General features: G+C 66.6%; 19 protein-coding genes and 1 pseudogene. 10 read left to right on the top strand and 10 right to left on the bottom strand.

Translation table 11 applies throughout. The features are described 5' to 3' along the window. Positions 1–138 precede the first annotated feature (138 nt). Together ABFX45_RS36325 and ABFX45_RS36320 are read right to left on the bottom strand one after the other, a co-directional pair. A complete protein-coding gene (locus ABFX45_RS36325; protein WP_346135079.1) occupies positions 139–342 on the bottom strand; it encodes a hypothetical protein in 204 nt (67 codons plus the stop codon). Positions 343–622: 280 nt separating this feature from the next. Then, positions 623–1,708, bottom strand: a complete 1,086-nt coding sequence (locus ABFX45_RS36320; RefSeq protein ID WP_346135077.1) for a replication-relaxation family protein — start codon at positions 1,706–1,708, stop codon at positions 623–625. 821 nt (positions 1,709–2,529) lie between these two features. Here ABFX45_RS36320 and ABFX45_RS36315 point away from each other — a divergent pair. The 10 genes from ABFX45_RS36315 (at position 2,530) to ABFX45_RS36270 (ending at position 9,149) form a co-directional block, all read left to right on the top strand. Further along, positions 2,530–3,309: an ESX secretion-associated protein EspG gene (locus tag ABFX45_RS36315; RefSeq protein WP_346135076.1), complete on the top strand. Its 780-nt coding sequence runs from the start codon at positions 2,530–2,532 to the stop codon at positions 3,307–3,309. Positions 3,310–3,408: 99 nt separating this feature from the next. After that, positions 3,409–3,813, top strand: a complete 405-nt coding sequence (locus ABFX45_RS36310; protein ID WP_346135075.1) for a hypothetical protein — start codon at positions 3,409–3,411, stop codon at positions 3,811–3,813. A 20-nt stretch (positions 3,814–3,833) separates the two neighbouring features. Continuing rightward, positions 3,834–4,391, top strand: a complete 558-nt coding sequence (locus ABFX45_RS36305) for a DUF3558 domain-containing protein (protein ID WP_346135073.1) — start codon at positions 3,834–3,836, stop codon at positions 4,389–4,391. A 30-nt stretch (positions 4,392–4,421) separates the two neighbouring features. Then, complete coding sequence (locus tag ABFX45_RS36300; RefSeq protein ID WP_346135071.1) at positions 4,422–5,882, top strand: hypothetical protein; 1,461 nt, start codon at positions 4,422–4,424, stop codon at positions 5,880–5,882. 52 nt (positions 5,883–5,934) lie between these two features. Continuing rightward, on the top strand, positions 5,935–6,282 hold the full coding sequence (locus ABFX45_RS36295) for a hypothetical protein (protein ID WP_346135069.1): 348 nt from the start codon (positions 5,935–5,937) through the stop codon (positions 6,280–6,282). A gap of 19 nt (positions 6,283–6,301) precedes the next feature. Beyond that, positions 6,302–7,063 (top strand): hypothetical protein, encoded by a 762-nt coding sequence (locus ABFX45_RS36290; RefSeq protein WP_346135067.1) that lies wholly within the window; start codon positions 6,302–6,304, stop codon positions 7,061–7,063. A gap of 148 nt (positions 7,064–7,211) precedes the next feature. Next, positions 7,212–7,775 (top strand): hypothetical protein, encoded by a 564-nt coding sequence (locus tag ABFX45_RS36285; RefSeq protein ID WP_346135065.1) that lies wholly within the window; start codon positions 7,212–7,214, stop codon positions 7,773–7,775. 17 nt (positions 7,776–7,792) lie between these two features. Further along, positions 7,793–8,404 carry a hypothetical protein gene (locus ABFX45_RS36280; RefSeq protein ID WP_346135063.1) on the top strand — a complete coding sequence of 204 codons (612 nt, stop codon included), beginning with the start codon at positions 7,793–7,795 and terminating at the stop codon, positions 8,402–8,404. Continuing rightward, complete coding sequence (locus ABFX45_RS36275; protein WP_346135062.1) at positions 8,401–8,538, top strand: hypothetical protein; 138 nt, start codon at positions 8,401–8,403, stop codon at positions 8,536–8,538. The genes ABFX45_RS36280 and ABFX45_RS36275 overlap by 4 nt, the downstream gene beginning before the upstream one ends. A gap of 122 nt (positions 8,539–8,660) precedes the next feature. After that, positions 8,661–9,149 (top strand): hypothetical protein, encoded by a 489-nt coding sequence (locus ABFX45_RS36270; RefSeq protein WP_346135060.1) that lies wholly within the window; start codon positions 8,661–8,663, stop codon positions 9,147–9,149. A 348-nt stretch (positions 9,150–9,497) separates the two neighbouring features. On the opposite strand, the gene ABFX45_RS36265 is transcribed toward ABFX45_RS36270, so the two are convergent. The 8 genes and pseudogenes from ABFX45_RS36265 to ABFX45_RS36230 form a co-directional block, all read right to left on the bottom strand. Next, positions 9,498–10,559 (bottom strand): DUF5753 domain-containing protein, encoded by a 1,062-nt coding sequence (locus tag ABFX45_RS36265; RefSeq protein ID WP_346135058.1) that lies wholly within the window; start codon positions 10,557–10,559, stop codon positions 9,498–9,500. Positions 10,560–10,561: 2 nt separating this feature from the next. Then, complete coding sequence (locus ABFX45_RS36260) at positions 10,562–11,056, bottom strand: Scr1 family TA system antitoxin-like transcriptional regulator (RefSeq protein ID WP_346135152.1); 495 nt, start codon at positions 11,054–11,056, stop codon at positions 10,562–10,564. Between the two features lie 470 nt (positions 11,057–11,526). After that, positions 11,527–12,354, bottom strand: coding sequence for an IS21-like element helper ATPase IstB (istB, locus tag ABFX45_RS36255; protein ID WP_346135056.1), 828 nt, complete (start codon positions 12,352–12,354; stop codon positions 11,527–11,529). Beyond that, positions 12,351–13,214: a Mu transposase domain-containing protein gene (locus tag ABFX45_RS36250; RefSeq protein WP_346135156.1), complete on the bottom strand. Its 864-nt coding sequence runs from the start codon at positions 13,212–13,214 to the stop codon at positions 12,351–12,353. Before ABFX45_RS36250 ends, istB begins: the two co-directional genes overlap by 4 nt. A 413-nt stretch (positions 13,215–13,627) precedes the next feature. Then, positions 13,628–13,702: pseudogene (locus ABFX45_RS36245) on the bottom strand (hypothetical protein); the annotation flags it as partial. A gap of 123 nt (positions 13,703–13,825) precedes the next feature. Then, on the bottom strand, positions 13,826–14,260 hold the full coding sequence (locus ABFX45_RS36240) for a helix-turn-helix domain-containing protein (RefSeq protein WP_346135054.1): 435 nt from the start codon (positions 14,258–14,260) through the stop codon (positions 13,826–13,828). Continuing rightward, complete coding sequence (locus ABFX45_RS36235) at positions 14,151–14,597, bottom strand: HC3 family zinc finger protein (protein ID WP_346135053.1); 447 nt, start codon at positions 14,595–14,597, stop codon at positions 14,151–14,153. The genes ABFX45_RS36240 and ABFX45_RS36235 overlap by 110 nt, the downstream gene beginning before the upstream one ends. A 4-nt stretch (positions 14,598–14,601) precedes the next feature. Continuing rightward, complete coding sequence (locus ABFX45_RS36230; protein ID WP_346135051.1) at positions 14,602–15,057, bottom strand: hypothetical protein; 456 nt, start codon at positions 15,055–15,057, stop codon at positions 14,602–14,604. Position 15,058: the final 1 nt, after the last annotated feature.

Genomic DNA, 15,058 nt, shown 5'->3' with positions numbered 1-15,058 from the left:
GACCAGGTGTCTCGCTGTCGTCTCGGCGTTGTCTCGCTGTCTCGTTGCTGGTCTCACCGAGGCGAGACAGGCGGACGTTCGACGCGAGTCCGGAACATGTTGTGGGAAAAGAACTTCAGGGGAACGAAGGTACGAGGCCTAGATCGCATTTTCCTGGTTGGTGAGCCACTGCGCGATGAGTGTGGCCAAGGCGGTGACGGCGAGGTCGTATTGCTGGGCGGTCATCGGCTCAGTGGCGATCCGCTCCACGTACCAGGTGTCCTGTATGGCTGACCGTGCGGGACGGCGCGGGTACTCGGTGGCGCCATCGCCGTCGTGCTGGTCGTGCGTGTGCTGGGGCATGGTGCACCTCGGTGTCCGCGAGCTCGCTTGACGGCCGACTGGCATAGCAGCCGTCGGACCAGTGGTCGCTGGCCGACTGAAACTTCTCACTGTCCAACGAGACATCAGGCGAGACCTCTCGACCGTTGCGAGACTGGGTTGTCGCCGGTCTCGCTATCTCGTCTCGGGCTATCTCCGTGTCTCGGTGCTGACCGGCGCGGCCGTCGTTCTCACCGTCACGTCATTGTCGTTCGCCTCCTCCCAGCAATCGATCCGCACCAACTCTTGGGGCGAGAGGGTTTCAGGCGGCCCAACGTGTCCGAAATGGTCGCTTCACGCTCGGCGGTGCCAGGTCTGTCGGCACGCGGTACACATCGTCAACGTCCGCGTCGTCGTAGAGTGCGAGGTCGTCGAGGTCGTCGTCTTCGTCCCCGTAGCCGGCGGGGTGAGCTGGTTCAGGCTGGGGTGTGTTGATGAGGCGCGACATCTCCCGGTCGTTCGAGTCGAACGCCGCCTCGTTGAGCGGCTGGCCAGCGTTCGAAGCGCTGTGCGCGACGGAAGGGCCACGTTGCGGCAGCTCGGCCAACCTGTGCCGGCGTGGCACGCTGTCGCCGCCCGCCGACGTACACAGGCCCCAGACCGGCCCCGCAGGGCCGCCACCGTGCCCGAAGCTGTTGTCGTCGCGCGCCGCGGTGGCGATCACGAACCCAGGATCGCCACCGGGGAGGGCGCGACGTAGCGCTGCCCGCAGGGCGTGCTCCCGCCGGGCGGAGTGCACGGAGAACAGCAGAACGCCGAAGGCGTCGGTTGGGAACGCGGCGTAGTCGTCGAGTTTGCTCGTGACCTTCGCCAGGGACTCGGTGCCGGTGTCGTGTTCAAGGAAGAACCGCACTGTCCGCCCGTGCTCTTCCCAGCAGCCGTAGCCGTCCGGGCGCAACCGGGCGTCCCGGCCACCGCCCAAGTGTCTCCAGAAGAACTCGGAACAGCGGCGTTCGGACCACCACTGCGTCAGCCCGCTCACCTCACCGCTCCGGCCCGCCTCGCGCAGCCGGGCCGGATTGCGGTGCGCGGCCAGCGCGCAGAAGAAGTCGTTCACTCCGAGCTGGTGATCCAGCTTCGGCCACAGCGCGAGCCGTTCCAGGCTCTCGGTGTACGCCTTCGGCGAGGGTGGTTTCTCCGCGCGCTGCGCCGCGATCACCCGCGCGCCGAGGTAGCCCAGCGCGAATCGGGTCTGGCTCGTCCCGCCGTGCACATAGGACTCGCGGAACGCGAACACCACGCCCAACTCACGCAGGTGCCGCAGTCGGTCCTGCGCCCGCCGCACCGACAGGAACTCGATCGCGGCGATCTGGTTCGTGGTCAGCACCTTGTGCTCGGCCAGCAACACCAGCAGGCGCCGGTCCCGATCGACCAGCCGGAACCACAGGCCCGCATCCGGTTCCCCGGCTCGCCGGCCGCCGCGCCCCGCGCGCCCCTGATGTGTGGATGAGTGAGGGTCACTCCTCAGTCGGCCTTCCACCCGCTCCCGTCGGTACCACCGCTGACCAGCAAGTTTATTAGCAGTCGCCTCGGCGGGTGGGGTGGCGGATTCAGAACGTCGAGGCCGCGCTGACCCAGACGCGGAACCAGGCGCCAACCCATCCGCACCGACCACGCCACGACCGACAGCGTGGTCAGCACCGTCCACCATGATCACCACCGCCTTCCACCCGGAGCGGCCAGGTTCTCCCTGGCACCCCTCAACTCCGGATTTCGGGGCTGTTTTTGACTGCGGTGATCAGGATGTGATTCAACTGTTATCGCGCTGTGGCCTGCCTGGCTCGGGTCAGCGGTGATCACGACCTGTCGTCCCTTCCATCGTGAGGCAAGCTCGTGCACCACTCAACTGTCGATTTTCGAGTCGACTTCGGACACGAGGCGGCCAACTGAGGCTGCTCTGTCACCTGGTCTGTCTGCCATGCCTACGGCGCTATCGGCGCGAGCTGGAGGGCGTCCAGTTCGGCGCGTTGCGCCAAAGAGGCCGAGCTCGTCGAGTTGAGGCCGCTGGGGCCGATCGGTCACGCGTCCTGTTGGCTGCCGTGTCGTCCGTCGGTGCGATCTTCGCGGGAATGTGGTTGGTAACGCTCTGCTGATAGGTGTTCGACTGGCAGTATGTCGCCCGGTCACGCACCGTGGAGGGCCGGTGCACAGGCAAGGGGTGGTCACAGGGTGTCGGGGGAGATCGTCTGTTCGTTCGCGGCGCTGGATGTGCTCGGCGAGGCGTTGCGGATCAATGTGCGGAGGTTCCCGTTCGCCATTCCGCACCACAGCGCAACACGGGAAGATCGGCTCCGCCTGGTCGAGGCCGTGCATCAGGACCTTGTCGCCCGCGGGTTGGTCCGGGACGGCGAGTTCGTGCCAGAGCTAGTGGAGGCGTTGCACGTGTTCGCCCGTGGGCACGTGGTGATCGCGTTGGTCGGCACCGCGGGTGAAGCCCAGCCTGCAGCACTGGCCGTGGCCGATGACCGCACAGGCGTGGTCGCTGAGCAGCGGGGAGAGTCGGTTGTCTTCCGGCTGTGCCAGCCCGACGCGATCGTGCCTGGCCTGGTGCGTCTACTGCCCCCGATGCGTTCAGGTCCAGGCGTGTCGGTCACGGTGGCCGACACCTCGGCGAGTGCAGGACGGCGGCGGGTCGAAGAGGACTTCTCCGAAGCGACTTTCCGCACGCCGGTCAAGGCCGCCGGTCCGTCGCCGGCAGGGCAGCGGGCAGCGGCCGAGGAGATCCTGCGCCGTCCCAGACTCGGCGCCGGATACTTCGTGGTGTCGGCGCGAGGGCGTAACGGTCGTGAAACGGACCTCGGGGCGATCAACTATCTCGACACCGACGCCGGTCGGTACGCGGTGATCCCCACCTCGATGCCGGACGGCCAGCTTGCGGCCACCTACACCCCTGCTGACCAGTCCACCCTCGACTACAACCTGAACAGGATCATCACCTCCCACCGGTAGCCGGAAGGAACCGGCAGCCCTCGAGGTTCGTCGGATCCGGGGACACGGCTGCAACTAGTTGTTACCGTTGGACGACGCAGCGTAGAGAGGGGATCGGCGATGCCGGAGGCGTTCTTCGCCGGCATGAAGGGCATCAGCGACTCGGTGGCCGCCTTCTCGGCCTCCGTTGCTGACGGTGTCGGCGTCAACGAACACGGCGGCCAAGCACTGATCAAGGCGATCGACAAAATGTACGACGGCATCACACGTGCTCTCGGCAGGTCGGACATCATCAGTCAGCAACCGCCGTTGGGGACGACTCCCGCCGCGCAGGTTTACAAGCCTTACCTGGCGACCATCGCCACCGACTCGGCGCAGGGATTCATCACCGCGGCGAAGGAACTCCAGAAGAAGCTGGAGCAGATGCGCTCCGACGTGGAGAAGGCGATGGCTGCGTACCAGGCAACCGACGAGGACGCCAGGCAGGGCATCACCAAGGCCGGTGGCCCCACTCTTTCCGCCTGACCAACCAGGGATACGAACTCGTGAACTCCAGGATCGTCCTGACCAGCCTGGCCGCCGCCGCACTGGTCGCCATGACCGCGTGCACCGGCTTGACCCCCGGTGATCCCAAGCCCACGGCAGACACCGGCAACCCCACCTCCAGCGAGGACACCCGCAGTTCGACGAGTTCGCCGACCTCGACCAACGCAAGCGGCTCCCTGACAAACGCCGACCCGTGCAGCCTGCTCACCAGGGGCGAGGCCGAACAGGTATTGGGTTCTCTGAAGGAGGAACCCAAGCCACAGAAGATCGGGTCTTCGCGTGGCTGCGAGTTTGCGCCCAATCGTGTCTATCTCTCGGTGGGTATCCGAACGGACGTGGGGCTCGCGGGTGTTCAGGCGACCGGTGGCGAGATCAAAGACATCAAGGTCGGCAGCCACCAAGCGAAGCAGTTGCTAGGTGCTGGCGGCAGTTGCATCGTCGCAATTGGGGTCACGTCGTCGTCGAGGGTGGACATCACGCTGAATGCTGGTGCGTCGACCGATCCGTGTCCGCCTGCGTTGAAGATCGCTGAGCTGGTCGAGCCGAAGTTGCCGTAGCGGCCGGTTGTCGGGAGAGGGGTTGCGGGGATGAACGAGGGAGCGCCGGGCAGACCGTCCGATGTGTACTCACGTTACGGCGTGCAGCGCCACGCCGAGGTGCAGACCGGTGAGCAGGTTCAGGAACGGGTCACCGCCGAGGTCCAGGAGCGGTACGGCCCCTTCCTGGGCATGGTGATGCAGATCGTCGAGGCGCCGAACCGGGTGAACGACGTGCTGGACGCGCAGGCAGCACAGCTCAAGCAGCAGGTGTTGACTCGTTCGGCTCCCGCGCAGCCGGACGCGCACTACATCGGCATCCCGCACCAGCAGTTGCACGAAGCCGTCAACAACGGGGTCGATCCAGGTGTGATCGGTGAGATCGCCGACGTCTGGACCCAGATCGGCAACGAGCTGGCCACGTTCAACGACGAGGTCGCCACGGCGATCGGCAGCAGCGAGGTCAACTGGACCGGCAAGGCCGGTGACGGTGCTCGGCAGGCGCTGGCCAACATGGGCAACAGCGCCGGCGAGACCGGCACAGCCGCGCAGCTGGCGGGGACCTTGTTCACGCAGCAGGCCCGTGCGCTGAGCGATGCGAAGAACAGTGTGCCGCCACCGCCTGCTCAGCCCTTCAACGCGGCGGCGTCGCGAGAACGGCTGATGTCGATCACCGACCCGATCCAGTTCGTGCAGCAGGCGGCAGCCGACCAGGCGGCGTTCCAGCAACAACAGGCTGATCACGAGCAGGCCGCGCGGGTGGTGGAGACCTACGACCGCACCGTGGCACAGACCGCCGCGGCTCAGCCCGCGTTCGCACCCGAGCCACCTGCACCGCCGAAGGAACCGGGAGATCCCGGCAGGCCGCCGATCGCACCGAACCCCGGTTTCACCGGTCAGGGCAACACGCCGCCCCCGCGAGTCGGCAACGACACCACCAACACGTCATGGACGGCGCCTCAGACGACGGGCAACAACAGCACGAACACCAGCGGTCTCAACAGCAATCTCGGCGGCAACGGTCTTCCCCTGGGCAATCAGGGCGGCAACAACCAACTGGGCGGCAACACCAATCTCAACCTCGGCGGACCGCTGCCCGGCCCGAACTCCGGTTCCAGGAGCACCCAGGGCGGTCCTGGCGGCCGAGCCGGCGGCGGGCCGGCTGGGCGCGGTGGCATCAGCGGCACGGGTGGCACGGGTGGCGGACGGCTTCCTGGTGGCAGTGCTGGCCTTGGTAATCCCAATGCTGCCAAGGGTTTCGGTCCTGGCGGGTCAGCGGGCGTCATGCCGGGCGGCGAGAGTGCGGCAGGGCGTGGTGGTGCGGCTGCTGCTGGTGCTGCCGGGCGTGGTGGCACCGGTGGCGGCGCGATGGGTGGCATGGGAGCGGGTGCCGCCAAGGGCCAGGGTGACGAGGACATCGAGCGGACGTCCCCGTCCTATCTGCTTGAGCCTGATCCGGACGAGATCTTCGGTAACGACACGCTCGTGGCTCCTCCAGTACTCGGCGAATAACGACGAGGTCCTGAGGGTGTGCCGAGCGGTTCAAGCGGGACAAGGAGAGCTGATGACCGGCTATCAGGTGGTAACCACGGCGGTGCGTAAGGAAGCCGCCAAGTGGGACGAGTTCGCCTCCGAAATGGGATCTGTGCGTAGCGGTCTGGCCGGACTCACGCTGTCTCCGTTGGCGTTCTTCGCTGCGGACGCGGTCACGTTCGCGGTTTTTCCGCTGAATCTGCCGACACCTCCTGAAGAGTTGCAGCGTTTGTACGAGGACATGCGATTCTTCATGGAAAAGCTCGCAGCCGAGGCGGAAACCGAGTTCAGAGAGATCAGTAGGAACTTGATCAAGATAGCCGAGACGTACGAACGCAACGAAGAGGTCGTCGAGCTTGACCTGGATCAGGTCTACTAGATTCAGGGAGTCTGGGAATATGAGCAATCCTGAAGCTTCTCACTATCCGGCGTTGATCCAGGCGCTGAACGAAGCTTTCCGCCTGGCAGCTGAGGCGGTGAACCTTCTCATCGACAACTTCAACAAGGGCGTCCACAACATCAACACCAACCCGCTCATCTACCTGGCACCAGACTTCTTCAGCGGACTGGAACGCGCGCTCAACGAGTTGCGTGACTATGTCGACAAGTTCGCCAGGGTGATGCTGGGCTTTCTGAAGCACCACGCTCCGGTCATCGCGCTGATCCAGGCCAGTTTCGACTGGCTCACCGTGCTGCAGAAGCCTGTCTCGGACATTGCCGCCCGCGCGGGAGACCAGAGCGAGAACAAGAGCTTTGGCCAGTGGACCGGTCCGGCCGCCACCTACTACAACTCTCAGGTGCTTGCCCGGCAGCAGAAGGCTCTCGACCAGTTCGCCCCAAAAGCGGAGGCCATCAGCAAGTGGCTGATCCAGGTGGCGCAGACGAACATTAAACTGCTGAACACTTACGCGGACAGGATCGGCAACGTTGTCGCCAAAGCGGTGTCGGCGTTGATCTCCGCGGGCACGATCATCGGCGCGTTGGAAGCGATCGGTGACGCCGCCGAGGTCTGCGGGGATCTGGTCGCTTCGGCTGTGACGGTGTTCGGCGACAGCGTGGAGTACTACACCAACACGGTCGCCTTCATGCGCGACATGGTCAGCACGCGCACCAACAATCCAGCCTTCCCCAAGGGAGCCTGGCCGCAGGCGGTGACCTGAGAACATGCTGGAAGAACACCTGCGCAACCTGAAACTGGCCGAGCTGCACCTGCCGCCCATCGGCGCAACCAGGACGTCACCACCCCCGGAGGTCCCACCCACACCCGCGGACCAGTACAAGGCGAGCGATCCTTCGCGGTCGTTGTGGGTGATCGTCGACCCGGATGGAAAGGTGCTGCAGTTCGACGTGAGCAGCAGCTGGCAGACGCGGCTGCTAGCCGCCGAGTTCGGCCAGGCGCTGATGACGACCTACCTCGACGCTGTGCGGATCGCCGCCACCGTCGAACGGCAGGCACGGCGCGAGCACCGTGACGAACCTCAACCGGTCAGCTTTCAGAGCTGGTCCGGCATGCCCGACCTGGAGACATGGCTGGCTCAGGTCAAGGCAGAACAGGCTGACATTGGCCGGCAGCTGCGGGAAGCCAGGGAGCACGCGGACAAAGTGTCGCTCGAGGTGACGACTCTGCGCAGTCCGTATGGCCTTGTGACTTTGCAGATCCGCAACAGGGCGCTGGTCGGCCTGACGGCGAACGCCGCGGCGATCTCTCAGTCGAACGTCGGGCAGCTGCAACAAGATTTGTGGGCGGTGTTCGGCGATGGTGGACTTACCTCGGATCGTGGTGGGACAGCGGCGAGCCCGTCCAGGCGTCGCCCTCGTGCCGAGGAAGTCGATCCGGAAGAGGACCTGTGGAAAGGGTTGGGGTCGCGGTGAACCGATCCGCTGGGATCGTGGGCGTGGCAGTACTCGCGTTGAGTATGGCGGCGTGCGCCGGTGGCGACGCGGTAAGCGGGAGGCCGGACGGCATCTCCATCACGCCACCGACCTCCGCCAGGTCGCCCGCGCTCGGCCGCGCCAAGTACACGGCGCTGCCGACCTGCCGGCAGGTGACGCAGAGGGTGCCGGGGCTTCCGCCGTTCCGGTCCGGCAACGAGGACCCCTCGGTGTCCGACATGCTCACCGGATGTGAGTTCCAGCGCATCCCGGACTGGCCGCGGGTGAACTTGCAGGTGTCGGCGTGGCGGGACGAGAAGAGCGACGCCTCGGGGCCTGCCGGTCCAGGTAGAGGAGCGCTCAAGGCCCGTGAAGTCTACGACGTGACGTCCAAACCTGGCGCCGATCCGGCCGACGACGGCGCGGCTGAAGATGTGACGGTGGGAGAGAAGGCGAAGTGGTTGACGCCGAAGGACAGGGACAGCTGCACCCTGATCATCCTCGACGTCAACGCCGTGCTGATTCTCGACAACAAACCCGCGGACAAGCCCGCCCCCCGGTCCGAGGAGTGCCGGGGGCCGCTGCGTGAACTTGCGAAGTCGTTCTACGACGCGGTCCAGACGCCGTGAGCACCAAGAAGACCCGGCTGAAGGGCGTTCAGAGCTGGGTGCCCGAGCAGCTGGAGTACCTGATCGCCCCATTCGCAATCGACACCGAGCAGAGCGCCATCCGCCAGAGGATTCGAGACCTGGGATTGAACTGAACCATGCCCGATTTCGGCGATCTGTCGGATGCGAGTCTGCGCGACGGCGACGGTTCCGATTGGCGACCGGGCTCGTGACCTCCCCGATCTTCATTCCGCCTTCCGAGCCGGAACCCCGCTGGGTGTGGGTCTCCGCGCGACGAACCGTCGAGATCCGCTCAGGTGGCCGACGGCTCGGTATCGGTCTCCTGATCTCCACCCTGCTCGCCTTCGCGATGGTTGCCGTACTGACGCTGCAGCTGTTCGGCTGGGATCGGTGGATGGGCTGGGGCGTGGCCTTCGTCGCAGGACTTGTCTACGTGGGGTGCCCGCTGATCTCGTCGCTCAGTGTGTGGGGAAGCTCTCTGGACTACGTCGAGGGCGAGTACCTCAATGCGGTCGGTGCTCAGATGGCCCGGCGCGTGTTGGGCGGTATGTGGGGATTCTCGAGCTTCCTGACCCTGCTCTGGTTGTTCGTCTTCACCGTTGTCGCCACTCAACTTCCGCTCCCGCTGGCCGTCCTCGCTCCCGTGTTGGCGGTAGCACCGGTCACCATCACCGGGATCGCGTTCTTCAAGGGACGCAAGCTGTTTCGAGACCCGCTGACGCCCGGCGGGACAGCTGCCCGGTGATGCTTCCCCGCAAGCAGAAGTGGCCCGTCCACGTCGTCGTGGTGCTCGCCATCGTTGTGCTGGCCGGGGCCGTGCTCCGGCTACTGGTCGACGGCGGTGAGCAGGAACGGCAGCGGTCGCTGGACGAACGGCTCCGATTGGTGTGCGAGCGCGATCCCGCACCGGCGGAGGTTCGTGCGCTCGTCGGCGACGTGGTCGGCCGGTATCAGGACGGCAAGGGATGCAGCTGGCGTGTGGATGCCACGGACCGCCTGCTCGTAGCACGTCGCGTGTCGATGCCGCTGGACCAGTGGACCCGCTCTCTGGGACGCACCGACCTGACCACCCGCAGCCCCAAGAATGTGGGCATCAAGGTCGTGCGCAGCTCCGCGCACTGCACCGCGGCATTCGACAACACCACGGGCGGAATCGTCGAGATCGAGACCCCAACGAAGCTGGACTCCGATTGTCAGAAGACCGCCGCCGCGGCGGCCCCGATCGCCGACGCGATTCACTGACCGCCGATCGGCTGGCCGGGGGCGGAAACGGCTCGGTCAAACGCGTTTCCGCCGTATCCGCGTGGTGGCGAGCAGGTTGCAAGGTCTCGTACAAGCGGGTGATCAACGCGGTTGACTCGGCTTCGTCCAGGCTCTGCTCCTCGAGTGCGCGAACGACCGTCTCATAGCCGTCGATCGCGTCCTTCGCCTCGGCAAGGAGACTGGAGTTCTCGGTCTCGACCCACACCAGGGGCTCGTACTTGGCGAAGGTCAGCTGGGTGAACGGCCCGGCCAGGCCTGCATGTGCGCCGTGTGCCGCGGGCACGATCCGGATTCTGACGTTCGGCCGGTTCGCCATGAACAACAGGTGCAGTAGCTGTCCGGCGTGTACTTCGGCGCCGCCGACTCGCAGGTGCAGCGCGAACTCGTGGAGGAAGAACGTGCACTTCACGTTGCGCCGGACCGAGGACTGCATCGCCAGCTGCGCCTGCACGCGCTCCGCCAGCTCGTCGGCCGGCGCTGTGGAGGATGCCCGTAGCACCTCACGCAGGTAGTCGGTGGTCTGCAGGAACAGCGGCACCATGTGCGTGTGCCAGCTGATCGGCGTCGTAGCCACCTTCAGGTGTTCGACGACCGTGCGCAGCCGGATGGGCGAGCACCTGCCGTGCTGCTGCCACCAGCCCTGGATGTGTGTCTCGCCGTAGAGCGACAACAGGTGTGCGACTTCCTCGGCGTTCACGTGGCAGACCCCCAGCAGCACGGCGACCTCAAGCTGGGTGGCGCCGCCTTTGCCGTTCACCACGTTGGAGAGCTTGGCCTCGTCCCAGTCCACGATGTCGGCAGCAACGCGGGAGGTCAGGTCCGCGCCCGTGATGGCCGCTCGTAGCCCGGCGCCGAATTCGCGACCACGCGCGGTGGAGATCCGCTTCGGCATGGCTACCTCCCCACCCGTTCGGCAACAAGCTGCAGGTGTCGCTGCTGCTCTCCGGAGCCGTGGCCTGGCAAGGGATCCCGAAGGCGTAGTGACGCGTGGCTGAGTCGGCGCGCGGACTGCTGCTCGGATCGGACAGCGCCGTCGAGTGTGACCAGTGCGCGCTCGTAGGGCTCGCGTTCGGCCGCGGACTCAAGCCAGGTGTCCCCGCCGTGCAGAGTGCGCAGGAGGACGACATCGTCGAAGCGTTTCTCGACGAACCGCATCATCGTGAACGACACGCCTTGGCCGAAGTACGGCCCCGCGTCACCGTCCACAACTCGGAACTCGAACCCAGGCAGTTCGTTCAGCTCCTCCAGTCGCTCCAGCTGGTCCGCCATCACCCGCGCGCCACCGACAGTGCCCTCAAGCAGCGACTCGGGCACGATCAGCCGTAGGTGCAATCGCCGCGGGCTGCCTGGTCGTACCGCTTCTTTGTCGTCCATCTCCAGGCGTTTCAGGACCTCGTGCTGCTGCGCGAGGTCAAGCTCATTCGTGGCGACCCCGGACTCCAGTGATGGCGCTCTGCGAAAAGGGCCAGCCTGGCTCCGTGAACTGCCCCAGCTGGGGAGTGCAGCGTAACCGCTGTTAGCGGCGGAAGGGGATCACTCCGTCGGGTGCGGCGGCGGGGAGTTGTGGCCGTGCCGCTTCGGGTGTGGTGAGTAGCGCGACGATGGTGACTGGTCCGCCGCAGTGCGGGCATTCGCGGTGTGCTGCGGGTTGTGGGAGTTGCTCGATCGGGGCCGGCATGGTCGGTGTGCCGGGCGCCGCCGGGCTGCTGGTGGTGCGGGTGTGCGGGACGAACTCGCCGCGTTCGCGTCGGCTGGCTGCGGTGCTTTTGCAGCGTTTCGAGCAGTAGATGCGATGGCGGGCTTGGCGTCCGGCTGGGCTGAAGGTCTCCCAGCAGATGGGGCAGGTCTTGGTGATCGGGTCAGCCTGCATGGGAGTTCACCGCCTTGCGCAGCTTGTCTGATGTGGACTGGTGTGAGCGCAGGCGGTAGGAGGGACCGTCGATGCCGACGACCGTGGCGCGATGCAGCAGCCTGTCGAGCATCGCGGCGGCGACGGTGGCGTCACCGAAAGCTGTTGCCCAGTCAGCGATTCCGACGTTCGTCGTCAAGATCGTGGGGCTTTTCAGATAGCGCTGATTGATCACCTGGAACAGGGCGGAAGCTCCGTCGCCGGGCAGCGGCAGATAGCCCAGCTCGTCGATCACCAAAAGCTTGGGGCCGGCGAAGAATCGCATGCAGGTCGCCCAACGGCCCTCGACCGCGGCCTTGTGACACCGCGCGGCGAGATCGGCGGCGGTAGTGAAGTAGACCCGGTTCCCGGCCTCCGCGGCGCCGCGGGCGAGCGCGGTGGCCAGCATGGTCTTGCCGACTCCGGGCGGGCCGACGAGCAACACGTTGGACGCGTCGTCGAGGAACCGCAGCGTCGCGAGGTCGCGGATGAGTTTCTCGTCGACGCCGGGCTGGGCGGCGAAATCGAAGTCCGCGAGCGTCCAGGGATCGGGCAGGCAGGCGAACCGCAGCCGCCCAGCAAGGCGACGCTCCTCGGTCGCGTTGACCTCGATCTCCAGCAGCCGCTCCAGCGCGGCCGTCATGCTGAGGTTCTCGCTGCGCGCCTGGTCCAGGATCCGCGGCAACGCGTCAGCGGCGGTGTCGAGTTTGAGGTAGGACAGGTGACCGCGTAGTTGTTGATAGCGGCGTGCCTCACTGACCTGCGGACCGCTCTTATTGTTGGCAGACAACGACTTCACTCCTTCTCTTCATGGGTGGGTGCCTTGTCCAGCCTGGCCGCGGTGGCGGCGTAGGTGGACAGGTCGATCACAACGTGGGCCGCGGGCCCAGTTGCGGGCAGGCCGCGCAGCTTCGCCGCCTCGGCCAGCGCCGCCGCCGACGGCGGACGGCGTGTCTTGTGCGAGCACGGCCGTTGCGTGGAGAACGCGCCCAGCACGGCGTGTTCGAGCGCGACCACGTGCCCGTCGTCGCGGATCACCCGGCCGGCGCCGTCCGGGGCGCGGTGGTGAACCGCGACCGTCGCGCCGCGCTCGGTGACGATCCGCAGGTCCTCAGCGCCGAGCCGGTGACGAACGTGGACCTGCGCGCCGGACAGGCCCGGCGGCACCGAATAATGGTTGCCACGAAACGAGATCAGCGCTTGAGCGGTGACGACGCGGATGACGTCGAACTCGGCCGGGAACGCGACCAGCGGAACCGGATGCAGCCGCTCGGCCGCGGCCAGCTCACCGACGGTGGTGCGTTCGCCGTCCCGGACCCGGCGGCGGCCATCGAGCCGGGTGGCGAGCCGGTCGACACCCGCCTGCGCCTCGCCGACGGTGGTGTCGTCGCCCAGCGTGCGCCACCAGCGCTGCGCGGCGGAGTGGTTGGCCTTCTCCACCACGCCTTTGCGGTTGCCGCGCCGCGGCGGGCAGGTCACCGACCGGACGCCGTAGTGCTTCGCGACCTGCGCGAACGCCGGAGTGATCCGGCCCGAGGACGGGAAACAGACCGTGGCCATCCGGTCGAGCCGCCAGACCTGCGTGACCCCGCCGGGCTTGCGCACCACCTCATCGATCGCATCGACCAGGTGCGCGAAGTCCTCCGACTCCGCCAGCACCGCCCGCCACCGGCCCGAATGCGACAGAGCCCCGCCAGCAGATGCGCGTGCCCGCCCAGGCCCCACGACGCCGGCGGATCCGGCAGCTCGACCCAGTCCCACTGGGTCTCCTCGCCCGCCGGGTGGGTAATGATCGCGACGTCACGGCCCTTGGTCGCCTGACACGGCTCGCAGTGCGGGCGCAAATGGTGACGGCGCAGCGCGCGGGTGAACGTCGAGTAGCCGCCCAGGTAGCCCAGTTCGCCGATCTCGTCGAGCAGCGTCGACGCCCACAGGTGCGGGTCGTCGGCTAGCCTGGCCCGGCAGTACTCGACGAACGGCTCGAACGGGTCCCTCACCGAGGACTTTCTTCGCCCCGGCACCACCTGGCCGCTCAGATACCGGCGGATGGTCTTGCGGTCACGCCCGAGATGACGCGCGATCGCCGACACCGACCAGCCCTGAGCACGCAGAGCCTGAGCCTCCACGTCTTCCTCCAGCGAGAGCATCCACCCTCCAGGAACGGTCCACGGTGACCAACACCGAAACCGTCACCCGGAGGCATCTGACCAGCGCAAACGACGCGCCGGAAGGACACCCCAACTGGGGACATTCAGAGAGCAGGACTGGCCCTATTCAGAGAGCGCCATCACCAGGAGGGCCTCGTGGTAGGAGTCGATGCGTACCAGTTCAGGCAGCACGTCGTTCGCCACGATCACCAGTTCGCTCGCTTCGGCCATGACGTCCCAGGGCGTCCAGGTCAGCCGTGCCCACGCGTTACCGTTGATCCGGTCCCACATGGCTGGGTCGACAGCGCGTTGTGCCACGCGAACGCAGAGTTCGACTTCCTCGTCGGACGCGCCGCACGCGGCACCGATCGCCACGACTTCGAGAGGCGACATGCGCAGAACGGCTCTGCAGAGTTGCGACAGCTTGGCCGCTGAGAAGCCGACCAGCTCACCCAGTTCCGCCAGCGACCAACCACGTTTCGTTCGCCAGCCCAGCACGGTCCGGCTCAACGCCCGGACTTCCAGGCTTGCTCTCCCGGCGACCAGATCCAGCGCCATGTGCCATCAACCCGTTCTTGATTCGTACTTCCGGTTCACGTCTGGTGGTGTTGGGCCGCCGGGGGCGTTGCGTCAGACCTGTCTGCTGACGCCACTGCCAATCGCAGTGCAGGCACTCGCGCCACAACCCGTCCGGGTACTTCGGCGACGGCTTCTCTGGAACCACCACCTCAGCGCCGCACAACACCTCTCCGCATGCACCAGGAACCGCCAGCGTCCGCGGAATCGCGTGTCGCGCTCCGAGGTACGGCAGCCAGCGGAAGGGGCGGGGCGACGTAAGACCGCTCACCGCAACGACTTTGCGTTCCGGCGGTGTCGTTTCCGGTAGAGAGCACATGTGATCACCTCGCCTGGAGGACCGCGTGCACCACGGCCGCGAAGTCAGGAACCGGCGCACCTGGCTCGGTGATCCACCGCAACCGGTGCGGTCCGAACCGGCTGGTCGGCAGATCGACGCACCGCCCGGCCCGTACGTGATCGACGCCCAGTTCGGTCAGCTCCAGCAGAGTAGGACCGGCGTGCGACACGACGAGGAACACCCAGCGCACGCCGTGGTCGTCAGGCGACTCGAACAGCGGTACCGAGTCCCCCAGTGCGGTGCGGACGCGCTCGCCGAGCTTGCTGGGCATGTCCAGCGCGTCGATCCCGCGGCCGGACACCAGCCACACACCGGTGCGGTACACACCGACCGTCCAGCCGTGGTCGTCCTGATAGGACTGTGCGGCGGTCTCGTACTCTGTTTGCGGTCCCTCTTGGGTGCCGATGCCGAGTCGAATGGCGTTGCGGGCGAAGGACATG

This window comes from Lentzea roselyniae, assembly GCF_039537795.1.
Classification (GTDB): Bacteria; Actinomycetota; Actinomycetes; order Mycobacteriales; family Pseudonocardiaceae; genus Lentzea; species Lentzea atacamensis.
The sequence above is the reverse complement of the archived record's forward strand: the minus strand, read 5'-3'. Positions and strand labels throughout refer to the sequence as shown.